Source organism: Streptomyces sp. LaBMicrA B280 (genome assembly GCF_049222185.1).
Taxonomy (GTDB): Bacteria; Actinomycetota; Actinomycetes; order Streptomycetales; family Streptomycetaceae; genus Streptomyces; species Streptomyces murinus.
In genome coordinates this window covers 69324-84560 of sequence record NZ_JBMJCT010000007.1, presented here as the reverse complement: position 1 = coordinate 84560, position 15237 = coordinate 69324, and the positions used below count along the sequence as shown (strand labels likewise).

General features: G+C 73.4%; 14 protein-coding genes and 1 pseudogene. 8 read left to right on the top strand and 7 right to left on the bottom strand.

Going from position 1 to position 15237, the window contains the following annotated elements; translation table 11 throughout:
• Positions 1–530: 530 nt before the first annotated feature.
• The 3 genes from ACLF5H_RS07080 (at position 531) to ACLF5H_RS07070 (ending at position 2716) form a co-directional block, all read left to right on the top strand.
• The gene (locus tag ACLF5H_RS07080) at positions 531–1709 is read left to right on the top strand and encodes a Cmx/CmrA family chloramphenicol efflux MFS transporter (protein WP_421675195.1); all 1179 of its coding nucleotides are present in this window, start codon (positions 531–533) and stop codon (positions 1707–1709) included.
• Between the two features lie 83 nt (positions 1710–1792).
• Positions 1793–2185: a VOC family protein gene (locus ACLF5H_RS07075; RefSeq protein ID WP_421675194.1), complete on the top strand. Its 393-nt coding sequence runs from the start codon at positions 1793–1795 to the stop codon at positions 2183–2185.
• Between the two features lie 180 nt (positions 2186–2365).
• Positions 2366–2716, top strand: coding sequence for an ArsR/SmtB family transcription factor (locus ACLF5H_RS07070; protein ID WP_421675193.1), 351 nt, complete (start codon positions 2366–2368; stop codon positions 2714–2716).
• Positions 2717–3008: 292 nt separating this feature from the next.
• Here the strand turns inward: ACLF5H_RS07070 and bla are convergent, their stop codons facing one another.
• Positions 3009–3920, bottom strand: coding sequence for a class A beta-lactamase (bla, locus tag ACLF5H_RS07065; RefSeq protein ID WP_421675192.1), 912 nt, complete (start codon positions 3918–3920; stop codon positions 3009–3011).
• Between the two features lie 127 nt (positions 3921–4047).
• On the opposite strand from bla, the gene ACLF5H_RS07060 reads away from it, so the two are divergent.
• A complete protein-coding gene (locus ACLF5H_RS07060) occupies positions 4048–5013 on the top strand; it encodes a LysR family transcriptional regulator (protein ID WP_421675191.1) in 966 nt (321 codons plus the stop codon).
• Positions 5010–5957, top strand: coding sequence for a serine hydrolase (locus ACLF5H_RS07055; protein WP_421675190.1), 948 nt, complete (start codon positions 5010–5012; stop codon positions 5955–5957). The genes ACLF5H_RS07060 and ACLF5H_RS07055 overlap by 4 nt, the downstream gene beginning before the upstream one ends.
• Before the next feature lie 37 nt (positions 5958–5994).
• Here ACLF5H_RS07055 and ACLF5H_RS07050 read toward each other — a convergent pair whose 3' ends face one another.
• Positions 5995–6627 (bottom strand): response regulator, encoded by a 633-nt coding sequence (locus ACLF5H_RS07050; protein WP_421675189.1) that lies wholly within the window; start codon positions 6625–6627, stop codon positions 5995–5997.
• Positions 6624–7789 (bottom strand): annotated as a pseudogene (locus tag ACLF5H_RS07045) (sensor histidine kinase). Before ACLF5H_RS07045 ends, ACLF5H_RS07050 begins: the two are co-directional and overlap by 4 nt.
• Before the next feature lie 262 nt (positions 7790–8051).
• Between ACLF5H_RS07045 and ACLF5H_RS07040 the strand changes: the two are divergent.
• Positions 8052–8657 (top strand): GlcG/HbpS family heme-binding protein, encoded by a 606-nt coding sequence (locus tag ACLF5H_RS07040; protein WP_421675188.1) that lies wholly within the window; start codon positions 8052–8054, stop codon positions 8655–8657.
• Positions 8658–8751: 94 nt separating this feature from the next.
• On the opposite strand, the gene katG is transcribed toward ACLF5H_RS07040, so the two are convergent.
• Together katG and ACLF5H_RS07030 are read right to left on the bottom strand one after the other, a co-directional pair.
• Positions 8752–10977 carry a catalase/peroxidase HPI gene (katG, locus tag ACLF5H_RS07035; protein ID WP_421675187.1) on the bottom strand — a complete coding sequence of 742 codons (2226 nt, stop codon included), beginning with the start codon at positions 10975–10977 and terminating at the stop codon, positions 8752–8754.
• A 33-nt stretch (positions 10978–11010) separates the two neighbouring features.
• A complete protein-coding gene (locus ACLF5H_RS07030) occupies positions 11011–11448 on the bottom strand; it encodes a Fur family transcriptional regulator (protein ID WP_421675186.1) in 438 nt (145 codons plus the stop codon).
• Between the two features lie 263 nt (positions 11449–11711).
• On the opposite strand from ACLF5H_RS07030, the gene ACLF5H_RS07025 reads away from it, so the two are divergent.
• Positions 11712–12320: a GNAT family N-acetyltransferase gene (locus tag ACLF5H_RS07025; RefSeq protein ID WP_421675185.1), complete on the top strand. Its 609-nt coding sequence runs from the start codon at positions 11712–11714 to the stop codon at positions 12318–12320.
• On the opposite strand, the gene ACLF5H_RS07020 is transcribed toward ACLF5H_RS07025, so the two are convergent.
• Both ACLF5H_RS07020 and ACLF5H_RS07015 read right to left on the bottom strand, forming a co-directional pair.
• Positions 12313–13050 (bottom strand): hypothetical protein, encoded by a 738-nt coding sequence (locus tag ACLF5H_RS07020; RefSeq protein WP_421675184.1) that lies wholly within the window; start codon positions 13048–13050, stop codon positions 12313–12315. The two genes, ACLF5H_RS07025 and ACLF5H_RS07020, sit on opposite strands and share 8 nt — an antisense overlap.
• Positions 13051–13126: 76 nt before the next feature.
• Positions 13127–13831, bottom strand: coding sequence for an acetate uptake transporter (locus tag ACLF5H_RS07015; protein ID WP_421675183.1), 705 nt, complete (start codon positions 13829–13831; stop codon positions 13127–13129).
• A gap of 472 nt (positions 13832–14303) precedes the next feature.
• Between ACLF5H_RS07015 and ACLF5H_RS07010 the strand changes: the two genes are divergently transcribed.
• A complete protein-coding gene (locus ACLF5H_RS07010) occupies positions 14304–15224 on the top strand; it encodes a trypsin-like serine peptidase (protein ID WP_421675182.1) in 921 nt (306 codons plus the stop codon).
• Positions 15225–15237 lie beyond the last annotated feature (13 nt).

The following is a 15237-nucleotide window of genomic DNA, read 5'->3' as shown; positions in this document are numbered from 1 at the left end:
GGGTTCCCGGACCGCCGGTGCGCACGGTGTCCGCGTCCGCCCTCGGGGGGCGTGTCCGTTCCTCGGGGCGGCCGGGGCCCTGGCTCGTACCACGTCTACCACCGGGCCACCCCGACCACCACTCGGGTGCGCCGGGGCATCCGGAGACCGTCGGGTCCGGCCTCCCCCCACTGGAGGCCGGACATGACGTCGCACGATCGGAAACCCTACGGTCGCCCCACCCCGCCCGCCTTGGGCCGAACGGCCCCGCCCGCGCGGGACGTCGCGCAGGGGAACTCAGGGGAACGCGGGGGAACTCAGGGGAAATGCCGTACGGGCCACGGGAGTCGCTCGGGTAGGCTCCGGGCCATGTCGAGTCCTGAGTCGGACAGGGTGGGGGCTTTCGGTCACGCCGTCAGCCCCCAGAGCCACTGACCTCACCACCGTTCCGCCGTGCCTTCGCGCTACGGCCGGACGCGTGCGCCCCGGGCTGCTGACCGCGGTGACGAGATGACCCTCTCGTGCTTCTCCTCACCCCGGAGTCACTCTCGATGCCTCTCGCTCTCTGTCCGCTCGCCCTCGCCGTCTTCGCCATGGGCACCTCGGAGTTCATGCTGGCCGGACTCGTACCGGACATCGCCTCGGACCTCGGCGTCACCGTCGGGACGGCGGGCCTGCTGACCTCGGCCTTCGCCATCGGCATGGTCGTCGGCGCCCCGCTGATGGCGGCCCTCGCCCGCGACCGCTCCGGCCGCGCCGCCCTGCTCGGCTTCGTCCTCCTGTTCGCGGCGGCCCACGCGGTGGGCGCCGCCGCCACCGGCTTCCCGGTGCTGTTCGCGACCCGTGTGGTCGCGGCCCTCGCGAACGCGGGCTTCCTCGCCGTGGCGCTGACGACCGCCGCCACGCTGGTTCCGCCGGACCGCAAGGGCCGGGCGCTCGCGGTGCTGCTGTCGGGCACCACGGTGGCCACGATCGTCGGCGTCCCCGCGGGATCGGTGCTGGGCACGCTGCTCGGCTGGCGGGCCACGTTCTGGGCCGTCGCCGTCCTGTGCCTGCCCGCGGCCGCGGGCATTCTCCGCTGGATCCCCCGCCGCCGTCCGGAGCAGGGCACGCCCCGGGCACTGGGGGCCGAACTGGCGCAGCTGCGGCGGCCACGGCTGCTCCTGGTGATGCTGCTCGGCGCCCTGGTCAACGCGGCGACCTTCGCGAGCTTCACCTTCCTCGCCCCCGTGGTGACCGGCACCGCGGGGCTGGGCGAGCTGTGGATCTCCGTCGCCCTGGTGCTGTTCGGCGCGGGTTCCCTCGCCGGTGTCGGTGTCGCGGGGCGGCTGTCCGACCGGCGCCCCGGACTCGTCGTCGCGGTGGGCGGACCGCCGCTGCTCATCGGCTGGCCCGCGCTGGCCCTGCTGGCGCACCGGCCGGTCGCCCTGCTGACCCTGGTCTTCGTGCAGGGCGCGCTGTCGTTCGCGCTGGGCGGCACCCTGATCACCCGGGTCCTGTACGAGGCCGCGCACGCCCCCACCATGGCGGGCTCGTACGCGACCGCCGCGCTCAACGTCGGCGCCGCCACCGGACCCCTCATCGCCTCGGCCACCCTCACCGGCACGGAGCTGGGCCCGCTGTGGGCCAGCGGCGCCCTGGTCGCGCTGGCCCTGCTGATCGCGCTCCCGCTCCGCGTCGTCCATCGGTCCCCGGCGGATCCTGCCCTCTCCGCTGCGCCGAACGGCTGACTACACTGGACGGCGGCATCGCGTGCCGGTCACCGGCCCGGTGAGGCATGGAGGTGCCAGGAGATGCCTCTGGAGGCAATTCCTTGTCGGTCGATCTGAACCACACCATCGTCCACGCCCGGGACAACCGGGAATCCGCCCGCTTCTTCACCGAGATCGTGGGCCTGGACATCACCGGGGAGTGGGGTCCGTTCGTGGCCGTCGCCCTGGGCAACGGCGTCACGCTGGACTTCGCCACCGTCCCCGAGGACCGGATCACCCCGCAGCACTACGCGTTCCTGGTCTCCGAGAAGGAGTTCGACGCCGCGTACGCCCGCATCACCGAGCGCGGCATAGAGCATTACGCCGACCCGCACCAGAAGCACCCCGGCGCCATCAACCACAACGACGGCGGCAAGGGCGTGTACTTCATGGATCCGGTCGGACACGCCATGGAACTGCTCACGGTTCCCTACGGCGGCTGGCCGAGCGCATAAGCGACCGGGCCCCGCGAACCGGTCGGCGCCGGCCGGTTCGCGGGGTGCCCGGGAGCCGATTCGGTCCCGGCGGGGCCTCCGGGTGAGGATGGGCCCCATGGTGTTGACGTGTGGGTCGATGGGACGGGCCGAGACCGGGCCGCAGGGGGCGGGTCGCCGGACCGGTGAAGGGACGGACCGGTGAGCAAGCCGCTGTACCAGCTGAAGGCCGAGTTCTTCAAGACGCTCGGCCATCCGGCCCGTATCCGTGTGCTGGAACTGCTCAGCGAACGCGAGCACGCGGTCGCCGAGATGCTCCCCGAGGTGGGCATCGAGCCCGCCCACCTCTCCCAGCAACTGGCCGTGCTGCGCCGCGCCAACCTGGTCAAGACCCGCAAGGAGGGCTCGAACGTCTACTACTCGCTGACCAGCCCGCATGTGGCCGAACTGCTGCGGGTGGCACGGACGATCCTGTCCGGGGTCCTCGCGGAACAGGCGGAACTGCTCGCCGACCTCCAGGCGGCGCAGGGGGAACGGCCGGGGCGGGACTGATGCGAGGGGCCTGAGGCGACGGGCCTGACGTCGGGGGCCGATGGCGGGGGCCGATGGCGGGGGCCGATGGCGGGGGCTTGATGTCCATGGGCCTGATGCCGAGGGCCCGGCTTCGACGGGTCCGAGCCCGGCGGGCCTGCCCTCGGCGGTCTCGGCCTCGGCGGTCCCGGCGTCCGGCCTCCGGCCCTATGGCAAGCCGGGCCTCGGCAACCCCGATCCCCTACGGGTCAGCCCCAGTGGGCCTGACCCTCGGAGGGGCCGCCCTCGGCCGCGTCGTCAGCCCCTCCGGTCCTCACTCCCCCGGCGCCACCGTCCGTGCGGCGATACGGGCCGCCTCCGCGATGAGCGCCTCATCGACCGGGGCGTCCTTGTCGTTCTCGCCCTCCTTGGTCGACAGGACGGCGAGTACGACGGGGGTCCGCCGGGTGGTCCAGGCGACGCCGACGTCGTTGGCGCTCGCGTAGTCGCCGGTCCCGGTCTTGTCGGCGACGGTCCAGCCCTCGGGCAGCCCGGCGCGGAACCGTGCGCCACTGGTGGTGTTGCCCTTCAGCCAGCTGACGAACCGCTCCCGGTCGGCGGCGGCCAGGGCCCGGCCGAGGGCCAGCCGCTCGATGCTCTTGGCGAGGGCCTCGGGGCTCGTGGTGTCGCGCGGGTCCCCGGGGATCGCCGTGTTCAGCTCGGGCTCCCACCGGTCGAGCCGGCTCACCTCGTCGCCGAGCGAGCGGAAGAACCGGGTCAGCCCGGCCGGCCCGGCCAGCTGGCGCAGCAGCAGGTTGCCGGCCGCGTTGTCGCTGTACTGGATCGCCGCCGCGCACACCTCGGCCATGGCCATGCCGGTGGGCTGGTTCTCCTCCGTACGGGGCGAGTTGGGCAGCAGGTCGTGCGGCGGATAGTGGATCACCTTGTCCATCGGCGCGCAGCGCGCCTCGTCGCGCAGCACGGCGGCCGCCGCGAACGCCTTGAACACCGAGCACATCGCGAACCGCTCGCCCGCCCGGTGGGCGAGCACCTGCCCGGTGCGCGCATTGCGCGCGTAGACGCCGAGCCGGGCGCCGTAGCGCCGCTCCAGATCGGCCAGCTCGCCGGAGGTCGGGGCGGCCGGGGCGGCGGCGGCCCGCCCGGTGGACGCCACGGCGGCCGCGGAGGTGAGCGCGATGCCTGCCTTCAACAGGCCACGGCGGGCGAGCGGTCCGGAAGCGGTCATGGTGAAGTCCTCCCAGGTCATGCCCTGTCGGGCGGGGTGATCCGTGGGGAACAGCGAAACAGCACGAGGGCGCTCATGTCCAAGAGTGAACTGTGCAGGTGTCATGCCTTATTGATATGACTACTGGATGGATCTACTGGCGCATCTGGAGGCGTACGTGGCGACCGCCGACGAGGCGAGCTTCTCGCGGGCGGCCGACCGGCTCGGTATCGCCCAGCCGTTGCTCAGCCGACGGATCAAGACGCTGGAGGGCCACTTCGGCGGTCTGCTCTTCGACCGCTCCCGGCGCCAGGTCACGACCACCGAGCTGGGCGTCCTGCTCCTCCCCCACGCCCGCGACGTCCTGGACCGCGCGCAGCGGCTGCGGCAGGCCGCGCGCTCGGCCCGGCACGCGCGGGTGCGTGCCGTCGGCGTGCCCGCGGACTGCGCCCCGGCCGCCCTGGCCCGCGCCCTGCGCGCCGGCACCGAGCGCGGTATCACCCTCGGCATGCGTGAACTGCCGCCCGCTGAAAGGGAGTCGGGCCTGAGCGACGGCTCGCTCGCCTACGCGCTCCTGCGCGTCGCACCGGAACGCGCCGCCTTCCGGGTGCCGTTGGGGCTGGCCTCCGCACAGGCGGACGCCCGGGAGGCGCCGCGCGCCCTCCACCTTGAGGAGCTACGGCCGCGTCGCCGTCGTACCGGCGGACCACCCATGCACCCGCCGCTGCCGCTCCTCGTCCTGGCCGAGGACCAAGTCCCCTGTTTCGAGGACCGGTTCGCCCGGGCCGTCGCGCGTGCCGGGCTGTCCGAGGGGCGGATCGCACCGGCGGGACCGGCGGCCGACGCGCTCACCGAGACCCTGGCCGGGCGCGCCCTGCTGCTGTGCACCGAGTCGTACGCACGCCGGTACGACGCCCGGTGGGCGCCCCTGGGCGATGCCGCCCTGCACCGGGGGTACGACGTGAGCGCGCCACCCGGTTCGCGCGGCGCACCGGACGTACCGGAGTGGCTGACCCGGCTGCTGGGCACGGCGGTCGGGGCGGCGGGCCACGGTGACACCGGTGGCCTCCGGGCCGTCGGCGACGCCCCCGCCCGGCTGGCGGCCCGCGGATGAGCCCGGCGGAGCCGAGCGGCGACCGGCACCGGCCGGTCTGCGTCGGCGACGACGGCGCCCTGCTGGATGTCGCCGAGGCGGTCGCGGCGGACTGGGCGGCGCTCGGGGTACGCGGATCCTTCCTCGCCCTGAACCTGGACACGGGCGAGCGACTCGGCTTCGACATCGACGAGCCGACGCCCCTCGCGTCCGTCGCGAAGGTCCCACTGGCCCTGGTCGTACTGGACCGGATCGCGGCCGGAGAACTGGACGCGGCACAGCCGGTGACCGTGGATCCGGCCCACAGCAGCGTCGGCTCCACCGGTCTCTCGGCGTTCCGGCACCCGGCCACCGTGGCCGTCGGCGATCTGCTCCTGCTGATGCTGTCGGTGAGCGACAACGCGGCCGCGGACGCGCTGCTGGACGTGGTGCCGGTGGCGGAGGTGGACGCGCGGCTGCGGGCGTGGGGGTGCGACGGCATCCGGATGCGGCACCGGATGAACCATATGTACGAGTGCGCGGTCGGCGCCGCCGGAAACGACTTCTCGCTCGCACTGGAGCTGGCCGTACGGGACGAACGGGCGGGCCTGCCCACCATCGAGACCCTGGACCCGGCGCACGCCAACGCCGGTTCGGCGGCGGCGCTGGTCGGCCTGCTGCGGCGGGTGTGGGACGACGAGATCGCCGTGCCCGGGGCGACGGCCGAACTGCGGCGGCTGATGGGCTGCCAGGTCTTCACCCAGCGGCTGGCGTGCGAGCTGCGCGCGGACTCGCTGCGATGGAGCGGGAAGACGGGCACGTTCCTGCATCTGCGGCACGAGATCGGCGTGGTGGAGGCGGAGTCGGGCGGCCGGGTGGCCCTGGCCGCGCTCACCCGCGCGGATCGGCGGGCCGGTCTCGCCCCGGACATCGAGCTGGCGATGGGCACCGCGGCCCGGGACGCGTTCGAGGCGCTGCGCCGCTGACGGGATCCCGCGCGGGGCCGCGCCGCCGATGTCCCGGTCAGGACAGCAGCCGCTGTTCCTTCGCCACCGCGACCGCGCCCGCGCGCGTGTCCACGCCGAGCTTGTCGTAGATGCGCCGCAGATGTGTCTTCACCGTGGCCTCACTGATGAACAGGGCGCCCGCGATGGCATGGTTGGGCAGGCCCTGGGCGAGCTGGGCGAGGATGTCGCGTTCGCGCGGGGTGAGGGCGGGGCGCGGATCGCGCAGCCGGGACAGGACGCGGTCGGCGACCGGGGGCGAGAGCGCGGGGCGGCCCTGGGCGGCGGCGTGGATCGCGGTGAACAGGTCCTCGGCGCGCTCGGCCTTGAGCAGATAGCCGGTGGCGCCCGCCGCCACGGCCCGGGTGACATCGGCGTCCGTGTCGTACGTGGTGAGCACGAGGACGTGCGGCGCGGGGCTCGTGGCGCGCAGCCGCCGGGTGGTCTCGACGCCGTCGATGCCCGTGCCGAGCTGGAGGTCCATCAGGACGACGTCCGGCGCGGTCTTCCGGGCCAGCGCCAGGGCCTCCTCGCCGCTGCCCGCCTCGCCGACGACCTCGATGTCCGGGGCGCTGTGCAGCAGGGCGAGCAGTCCGGCGCGTACGACGGCGTGGTCGTCGCAGACCAGGATGCGTACGGGGTGTTCGGTCATCGTCGCTCCAGGGGGATCGCCGCCGACAGGGCCGTGCCCTCGCCCGGCGCCGACTCGATGGTGAGGGTGCCGCCGAGCTGACGCAGCCGGGCGCGGATCGCGGGCAGGCCGTGGCCGCGGCCCTCGTCATCGGCGCCGTCGCGGCGGCCCTTCGCGGGGTCGAAGCCGCGGCCGTCGTCCATGACGTCCAGGACGATCTGGTCGTCCAGGCAGGTCAGCGTGAGGGTGGCGGTCGTGGCGCCCGCGTGTTCGCGCACATTGGCGAGGGCGCCCTGGGCGATGCGCAGCAGGGCGGACTCGACGGGCGCGGGCAGCCGGTCGGGCAGGCCGCCCTCGGTGTGCACGCGGACGGTGAGTCCGGGTGCCGTCTCGCGCGCGGCGAGCGCGCGCAGGGCCCGCGGCAGGCCAGCGCGCGCAGGGCCCGCGGCAGGCCGCCGCCCTCGGCGAGGTCGGCCGGGGTCAGATCGTGCACGAAGCGGCGGGCCTCGGCGAGGCCGCGCTCGGCGATCAGGGCGGCGCTGCGCACGTGTTCGTGGGCGGTGCCGGGCGCGGTGTCCCAGAGCCGGTCGGCGGCCTGGAGCAGCATGCGCTGGCTGGACAGGCTCTGGGCGAGGGTGTCGTGGATCTCCCGGGCGAGCCGTTCGCGCTCGGCGAGGGTGCCCTCGCGGCGCTCGGTGGCGGCGAGTTCGCGCCGGGTGCGGACCAGGTCGTCGATGAGGTCGCTCTGCCGGGCGGTCTGGCGGTGCATGACGACGTAGACGGTGGCGGCGGTCGCGGCCACGGCCGGCGGGGCGAGCAGCACATTCGGGTCGGGCCAGCCGGCGAGTTCGAGCTGCGCGGCCACCGCGAGCGCGGTCAGCAGCGCGACCAGCGGGATCGCGGCGCGCGGCGGCAGGGTGCGCAGTCCGGTGTAGAAGAGCGGAACCGCGCACCAGGCGAAGCTCGGGGCCAGGACGACGAGCAGCGCCCAGGCCGCGACGACCAGGCCGAGCCAGGTCAGTCGGCGCGGGGTGGGGCGGGTGCCGAGGGCGGGGCCGAGGACGTAGAGCACGGCGAGCAGCGCGGAGAGGGCGACGATCCAGGGGGTGTGGGGGCTCTCGCCGTGCCGGGCGAGGTAGCGGGCGAGCGACGCGCCCAGCAGCACGAAGAACGCCGTGTGCATGACGATCGTGAGGGCGCGGGTGTCGTCCGGTGCGCGTTCCGGCACCGCCACCACCTCCCGTCACGGCGCTGAACTGGGCGAACAAGGTCCATTGTTCCCCGGCCCCGAGCGCGCGTGGTCATCCGATCGGATGACCCGGGGGACCACCGGTCCGTCGACGGGAGAGGGCGCAGGACGGGCCGAGGATCGGTACCGAGGCGATTCCGCCTCGGCCCGGCCGCACCTCGGCCGCGGCCCCACCGCCACCGGAAGGTCGACCGTCATGTCCAGCCGCAGGAAGCCGTCCCGCCGTACCCGTGTCCTCGTCGGCGGTGCCGCCCTGGCCGTCGTGGGCGCGGGTGTCGTCGGCACCGTCGCCGCCAGCGCCGCCGATTCGACCGGCGCCCCGAGGCCTCCGACGTGGCCAACGCGGTCCTCGACGGCACGGACCGCCGCCGCGCCCGCCGCGGCCCGTCCCGGCGATCTCACCCGGAGCAGCCACCTGACCGTGCGGGCCGCGGAGAAGGCGGCGCGGGCCGCGCTGGACGCCGCGGTCAAGGACGGCCGGCAGGTGTCCGTGGCGGTGGTCGACCGCGACGGCAACACGCTGGTCACGCTGCGCGGCGACGGCGCGGGCCCGCAGTCGTACGAGTCCGCCGAGCGCAAGGCGTTCACGGCGGTGTCCTGGAACGCCCCCACCTCGGAGCTGACCGGGCGGCTGGCGCAGGCGCCGACCCTGAGGGACATCCCGGGGACGCTGTTCCTCGCGGGCGGCACCCCGGTGACCGCCCAGGGCGCCCCCCTCGCGGGCATCGGCGTCGCGGGTGCCCCCTCCGGCGACCTGGACGAGAAGTACGCGCGGGCGGGCGCGGCGGCGCTGGACCGCTGACGCCCGTCGGGCACGGGCATGTCGTCGCCGCACTGATCGGACGACGATGTCCGGGCCGCCCGTCGAGGGGCGGCCCGGACCTCGGGTCGGCGGATCAGGCCAGGTCGAACCGGTCCAGGTTCATGACCTTGTCCCAGGCGGCGACGAAGTCCTTCACGAACTTCTCCTTCGCGTCGTCGCTCGCGTAGACCTCGGCGACGGCGCGCAGTTCGGAGTTGGAGCCGAAGACCAGGTCGGCACGGCTGCCGGCCCACTTCAGCTCGCCCGTCGCGGCGTCGCGGCCCTCGAAGGTGGTCTGGTCCCCGGAGGTCGACTTCCAGGTCGTGCCCATGTCGAGCAGGTTGACGAAGTAGTCGTTGGTGAGGACGCCCGGCGTCTTGGTGAGGACGCCCTGCTGCTGGGCCTGGGCGTGGTTGGCGCCGAGCACGCGCAGGCCGCCGATGAGGACGGTCAGCTCGGGGGCGCTGAGGGTGAGCAGGTTGGCGCGGTCGAGCAGCAGGTACTCGCCCGGCAGCCGGTTGCCCTTGCCGAGGTAGTTGCGGAAGCCGTCCGCGGTCGGCTCCAGCGCCTCGAAGGACTCGGTGTCGGTCTGCTCCTCACCGGCGTCCACCCGGCCCGGCGTGAACGGCACCCGGACCTCGAAGCCACCCTCCTTGGCCGCCTTCTCGACCGCGGCGACACCGCCGAGGACGATCAGGTCCGCCAGCGAGACCTTCTTGGCACCGGTGGCGTTGAAGTCCTGCTGGATGCCCTCCAGGGTGCGCAGCACCTGGGCCAGCTCGTCGGGCTGGTTGACCTCCCAGCCGCGCTGCGGCGCGAGGCGGATGCGGGCGCCGTTGGCGCCGCCGCGCTTGTCGCTGCCGCGGAACGTGGACGCGGAGGCCCACGCGGTGGTGACCAGCTGGCCGACACCGAGCCCGGAGCCGAGCAGCTTGGTCTTCAGGGCCGCGATGTCCGCGTCGTCGATCAGCTCGCCCTCGCGCTCCGGCAGCGGGTCCTGCCAGATCAGGGTCTCCTCGGGGACCTCGGGGCCGAGGTACAGGGACTTCGGGCCCATGTCGCGGTGGGTGAGCTTGTACCAGGCGCGGGCGAAGGCGTCGGCGAACTCCTGCGGGTTCTCGTGGAAGCGGCGGGAGATCGGCTCGTAGATCGGGTCGAAGCGCAGGGAGAGGTCCGTGGTGAGCATCGTGGGCAGACGCTTCTTGGACGGGTCCTGCGGGTCGGGGATCGTGGCCTCGGCGTCCTTGGCGACCCACTGCTTGGCGCCGGCCGGGGACTCGGTCAGCTCCCACTCGTAGCGGAACAGGTTGTCGAAGAAGCCGTTGCCCCACCGGGTCGGGGTGGAGGTCCAGGTGACCTCCAGGCCGGAGCCGATGGCGTCCCTGCCCTTGCCGCTGGCGTAGGTGCTCCTCCAGCCCAGGCCCTGCTCCTCCAGACCGGCGGCCTCGGGGTCGAGACCGACATGGTCGGCGGGACCGGCGCCGTGGGTCTTGCCGAAGGTGTGGCCACCGGCGATCAGGGCGACGGTCTCCTCGTCGTTCATCGCCATGCGGCGGAACGTCTCACGGATGTCGCGGGCCGCGGCCAGCGGGTCCGGGTTGCCGTTCGGGCCCTCGGGGTTGACGTAGATCAGGCCCATCTGGACGGCGCCGAGCGGGTTCTCCAGCTCGCGGTCGCCGGTGTAGCGGCGGTCGTCGAGCCAGGTGGTCTCGGGGCCCCAGTAGACGTCCTCCTCCGGCTCCCAGACGTCCTTGCGGCCGCCGCCGAAGCCGAAGGTCTCGAAGCCCATCGACTCCAGCGCCACATTGCCCGCGAGGACCATCAGGTCGCCCCAGGAGATCTTCTGGCCGTACTTCTTCTTCACCGGCCACAGCAGGCGGCGGGCCTTGTCCAGGTTGACGTTGTCGGGCCAGCTGTTCAGCGGGGCGAAGCGCTGCTGGCCGTGGCCGGCGCCGCCGCGGCCGTCGCTGATGCGGTAGGTACCGGCGGCATGCCAGGCCATACGGATGATCAGACCGCCGTAGTGGCCGAAGTCGGCGGGCCACCAGTCCTGGGAGGTGGTGAGCACCTCCTCGATGTCCCGCTTCACCGTCGGCAGGTCGAGGCTCTGGAAGGCCGCCGCGTAGTCGAATTCCTCGCCCAGCGGGTTGGCCGCGGGCGGGTTCTTGGCGAGGATCTTCAGATTGAGCCGCTCCGGCCACCACTGGCGGTTGCCACCGCCCTGGGTCGGGTGCAGGGCCCGGTCGTGAACGACGGGGCAGCCACCGCTCCCCTCCTCCGACTTCGCGTCTGTGACGATCGCGTCGTGGTTATCAGTCATGGCAATCCTTCCGAACTAAGCGGAACCAGGTGCTCAGGAACTGCGGCCGGTGGAACAGTCGGGGCACACGCCCCAGTAGACGACCTCGGCTTCGTCGATGGTGAAGCCCCGGTCGTCGGCGGCGGTCAGGCAGGGCGCTTCGCCGACGGCGCAGTCGACGTCGACGACGGCCCCGCACGACCGGCACACGATGTGGTGGTGGTTGTCGCCGACGCGCCCCTCGAACCGGGCCGGATGACCGGCCGGCTCGATGCGGCGCACGAGACCCGCCGCGGTGAGCGCGTGCAGCGCCTCGTAGACGGCTTGCAGGGATATATGGCCTACGCGGTCACGGACCCCGGAGGCGATCGCCTCGACACCGAGGTGGTCGCCGTCCCGGACCGTCTCCAGCAGCGCGACGCGAGCCGCCGTCACGCGCAGGCCGGCACCGCGGAGCTCCTCGGCGGTGGTCGGGGTCGGGGAGGCGGTCATGGGGCCGAACCTACTCTCACAAACACGAGGGATTCAAGAAAACGAACGATGCAATTCTGGTCTTCCGCCGAGGTACGGCGTTCATCTCCGCGTTCACGGCCGCACAGCTTTGCTCCGCATGCCGGGCGCCGTCCGTCCGGCGGCCGCGCGGGGACCCGCACGGATCATGCGCCCCACCCCACTCTCCCCTGACAGCGCGCGTCGAACCGTCCACCGATCGGGTGAGAGGGATCCGCGTGAGGTCGATGCGGGAGACTACGGCAATGCGTGATCATCTGGAGGCATCGCCGGGACTGTGGCTGCGGCGCTGGTCGGAGGGGGACGCGCGGGCGGTCCTGACGGCGTTCGCGGATCCCCTGATGCGCGAACAGGCCAGGGATCCGGTGGCCTCACCGAGGGACGCGGAGCACTGGCTCACCGGGCAGGACGAGCGGTGGCGGGCGGGAACGGCCTTCGCGTTCGCCGTCGTGGACGAGGGGGACACCGTCCTCGGCCATGTGGCCGTGAGCGCGATCGACCGGCGGCACTCGACGGGCTGGGTGTCCTACTGGACCACCCGGGCCGCGCGGGGCGGCGGCGTGGCCTCCGGCGCCTGCCGGTCCCTGGCCCGCTGGGCCTTCGGCGACGCCGGGCTCTACCGCCTCGAACTCGGCCACCGGGTCAACAACCCGGCGTCCTGCCGGGTCGCCGGGGCGGCCGGGTTCGCGGTGGAGGGCCTGCAACGGCAGAAGCTGGAGTACGACGGGGTGCGTCACGACGTCGAGACGCACGCCCGGCTGGCCACCGACCCGGAGCCCGAGACACCTGCCGGACCGGCCACCGACCCGGAGCCCGCCGGGGCCGGTCGACCAGCCCGCCCACCCGCTACCTGAGGACGTTGACGGCGCGGGCCACCACGAGCCCGACGGTCACCAGGGAGACCGACGACTGGAGCATCATCAGCATCTTGGACCACCTGGACAGGGGCATCACATCGGTGGGGCTGAACGCGGTGGCGTTGGTGAACGAGAGGTACAGGTAGTCGAGGAACTCCGGTTCCCAGTCCGGGGGCGCCATGTCCGGGCTCTGCATCTGGACGAACAGGAAGTCGGCGTACTGCCGCTGACCGCGCACCCGCGCCATCGGGCCGCCACGGTCCGACTCCCAGTACCACAGGGCGAAGACGATGACATTGGTGAACCAGATGACGGCGCCGGCCCGCAGCAGCGGCACCGCGTCCTGGCCGCCGATGCCATGCACCAGGTCCCATACGAGCCGCGCCGCCGACCAGCCGTTGGCCAGGCTGATGACGCCGATCAGGAGCAGCCCGAGCAACCGCCACCACACCGTGCCGGGCTCCACCCGCCGGGGGTTGCTCGCCACCAGGGCGGCCAGCAGGACCAGTTCCAGCACCGGCAGGATCCAGACCGGACGCAGCAGCACGAGCCGGTGCGGCAGGACCAGTTGCAGGGCGACCGCCGCCAGCATCACGGTGGTCACGGCCCACCGCGTCTCGCCCCGGGTCGCCCGGCGCCACGCCGGCTGAAGTCCGCGCTCGCCGCTCTGCAGCAGCCGTTCGATCCTGGCCAGTCGGCCCTCGGCGTCGTCCATGTCCTCGCTCATGCCGGACATTGTCGCGGGCGCGAGGGCGCGCGAGCGCGCGGGTGACCCGCCGTCCCGTACGGCGGTCGTGCCCCCGTCAGACGGATCGCTCGTCGTGGCGTACCCGTTCGCCCGGCTCGGTGCGGCCCGGGAGCGTGCCGAGCGGCACCACGGTGCGCCCGTGCGCCGCGTTGATGACACCGGCCGCCGACGCGTACCAGGCGGCGAGCCCCGTGAGGATGCCGAACCAGCCGCCCACCTCGGTCATGACGTGCCCGGCGCCGCCCTGGAACGACCCGATGGCCAGGAAGAGGAAGGTCAGGGTCAGCAGCACGAACACCGCGAGCACCGGGAGGCTGACCCGCAGGGCGCCGATGGTCATGTAGGCGGTGAAGATCGCCCAGCCGAGCAGGAACAGGCCCAGCGCGTTGTGCGCGTCACCGGCGAGCGCCACGCGCGGCGCGATCCACCAGTAGGACAGCCAGAAGGCGGCGAAGGAGACGAACGCGGTCGCCCCGAACGTGTTGCCCCGGCGGAACTCCATGAGTCCCGCGGCGAACTGGGCGAGTCCGCCGTAGAACAGCGCGAGACCCAGGACGGGCAGGATCCCGGCGGTCTCCTTCAGGAGATTGGTGTTGATGATCGACAGCAGCAGAGTCGTCAGGGCGAAGCCGGCCAGGCCCAGGGGGGCGGGATCGGCCCAGGCCGCCGCGCGCGGAGCCGCCTCGGACGCGCCGCCCCTGGGCGGGACCGCCCCGGACGGCGGCTGCTCCGGGTGCAGGTTCCTCGTGTCCTCGTTCATATCCGGGCATCCCTTCGACCAATGGTCAGCAGGGCCGGAGGCCCTTGCTCGCCGGGCCCGCAAACATGCTGGTCAGTGCCCCCGAGGCGGGCTGTGACACGCATGTGCCACGTAGATACACCTGTACAGAATGTACCCATTTACTGGACTTCATAGCATGTCCGTCTCGTACGCCTTCGCCGCTGACGCCTCCCCACTTCGTCGGCGGGGCGGGGCCGGAGCGGGGTGGAGCCGTCGCCGTGACCGCCACTCCGCGACCCGGCGGGGGGCGCGGCACCGTGGTGCGTTCTTCCGCCGCGTCGACCCCGGGCCTAGGGTGAGCCGTCATGTACCCCTGCTCCGAAGGGAACTGATGGTGCGTAGGATTTCGGGCTTACGTCACCTCGCCGTCTGCGCGGCCGCCGTGCTGCTGTCGGGCGGTCCGGCCGCGGCGGCTTCGGCCTCGCCGACTTCAGTGGCTTCAGTGGCTTCAGTGGCTTCGCCAGATTCGACGGGTGCGGCGCAGGGTGCGACGGCCGGGCCGAATCCGGTCGCCGCCCGGCTCGACGCCTACTGGACGGCGGCCCGTATGACGGCCGCCCTGCCCGCCGACCCGGCGAAGGGTTCCGGGACGGGCCCGGCCCTGTCCCCCGCGGTGGACGGCCCCCGGCCGGGCGAGTACATTCCGCCCAGCCGGAGCTTCGACGGCATCCCGCAGGCCGGCACCTTCTTCTGGACCGATGCCCAGGGCACCGGCCGTACCTGCAGCGGCTCCGTCGTCCGCAGTCCCGGGCGCGATCTGGTCCTCAGCGCGGGCCACTGCCTCAAGGGCTACTCCGGCACCGCCCCGCAACGGCGGCTGGCCTTCGTCCCCCGGTACCACGACGGGATCAAGCCCTACGGGGTCTTCCCGGTCGGCGCCGATGAGGTCTACGTGCCGCAGCAGTATTACGACCTGGGCGAACACGCGGGCGCCGCCTACGACTTCGGCTTCGCGGTGACGGAACCCAACCAGGACGGCACGTCCTTGCAGGACGCGGCCGGCGGGGTACGGCTGCTCACCGGGACGGGGTACCGGCACGCGCCGGTACGGATGATCGGCTACCCGGCGGGCGCGGAGAAACCGCTGGAGTGCTGGAGCCGGACCACGAGATGGGCGAGCGACGACCCGGCCGACCCGGGGACGTTCCCGCGCATCGCCTGCGACGCCTTCGTCGGCGGCACGAGCGGCGGCCCCATGCTCGTGCCATGGGCCGACGGGTGGGCGGTCGTCGGCGTGATCGGCGGCTACCACACGGGCGGCGACACCGCGCAGGTCTCGTACAGCGCGTACTTCGGCTCCGCGACCCGCGCCCTGTACGACGCCGCCGTCACGGGGGCCCCACCGGCGGGGGCGGGGGACGCGCGGGGGTGACGCCGGGGGCCGG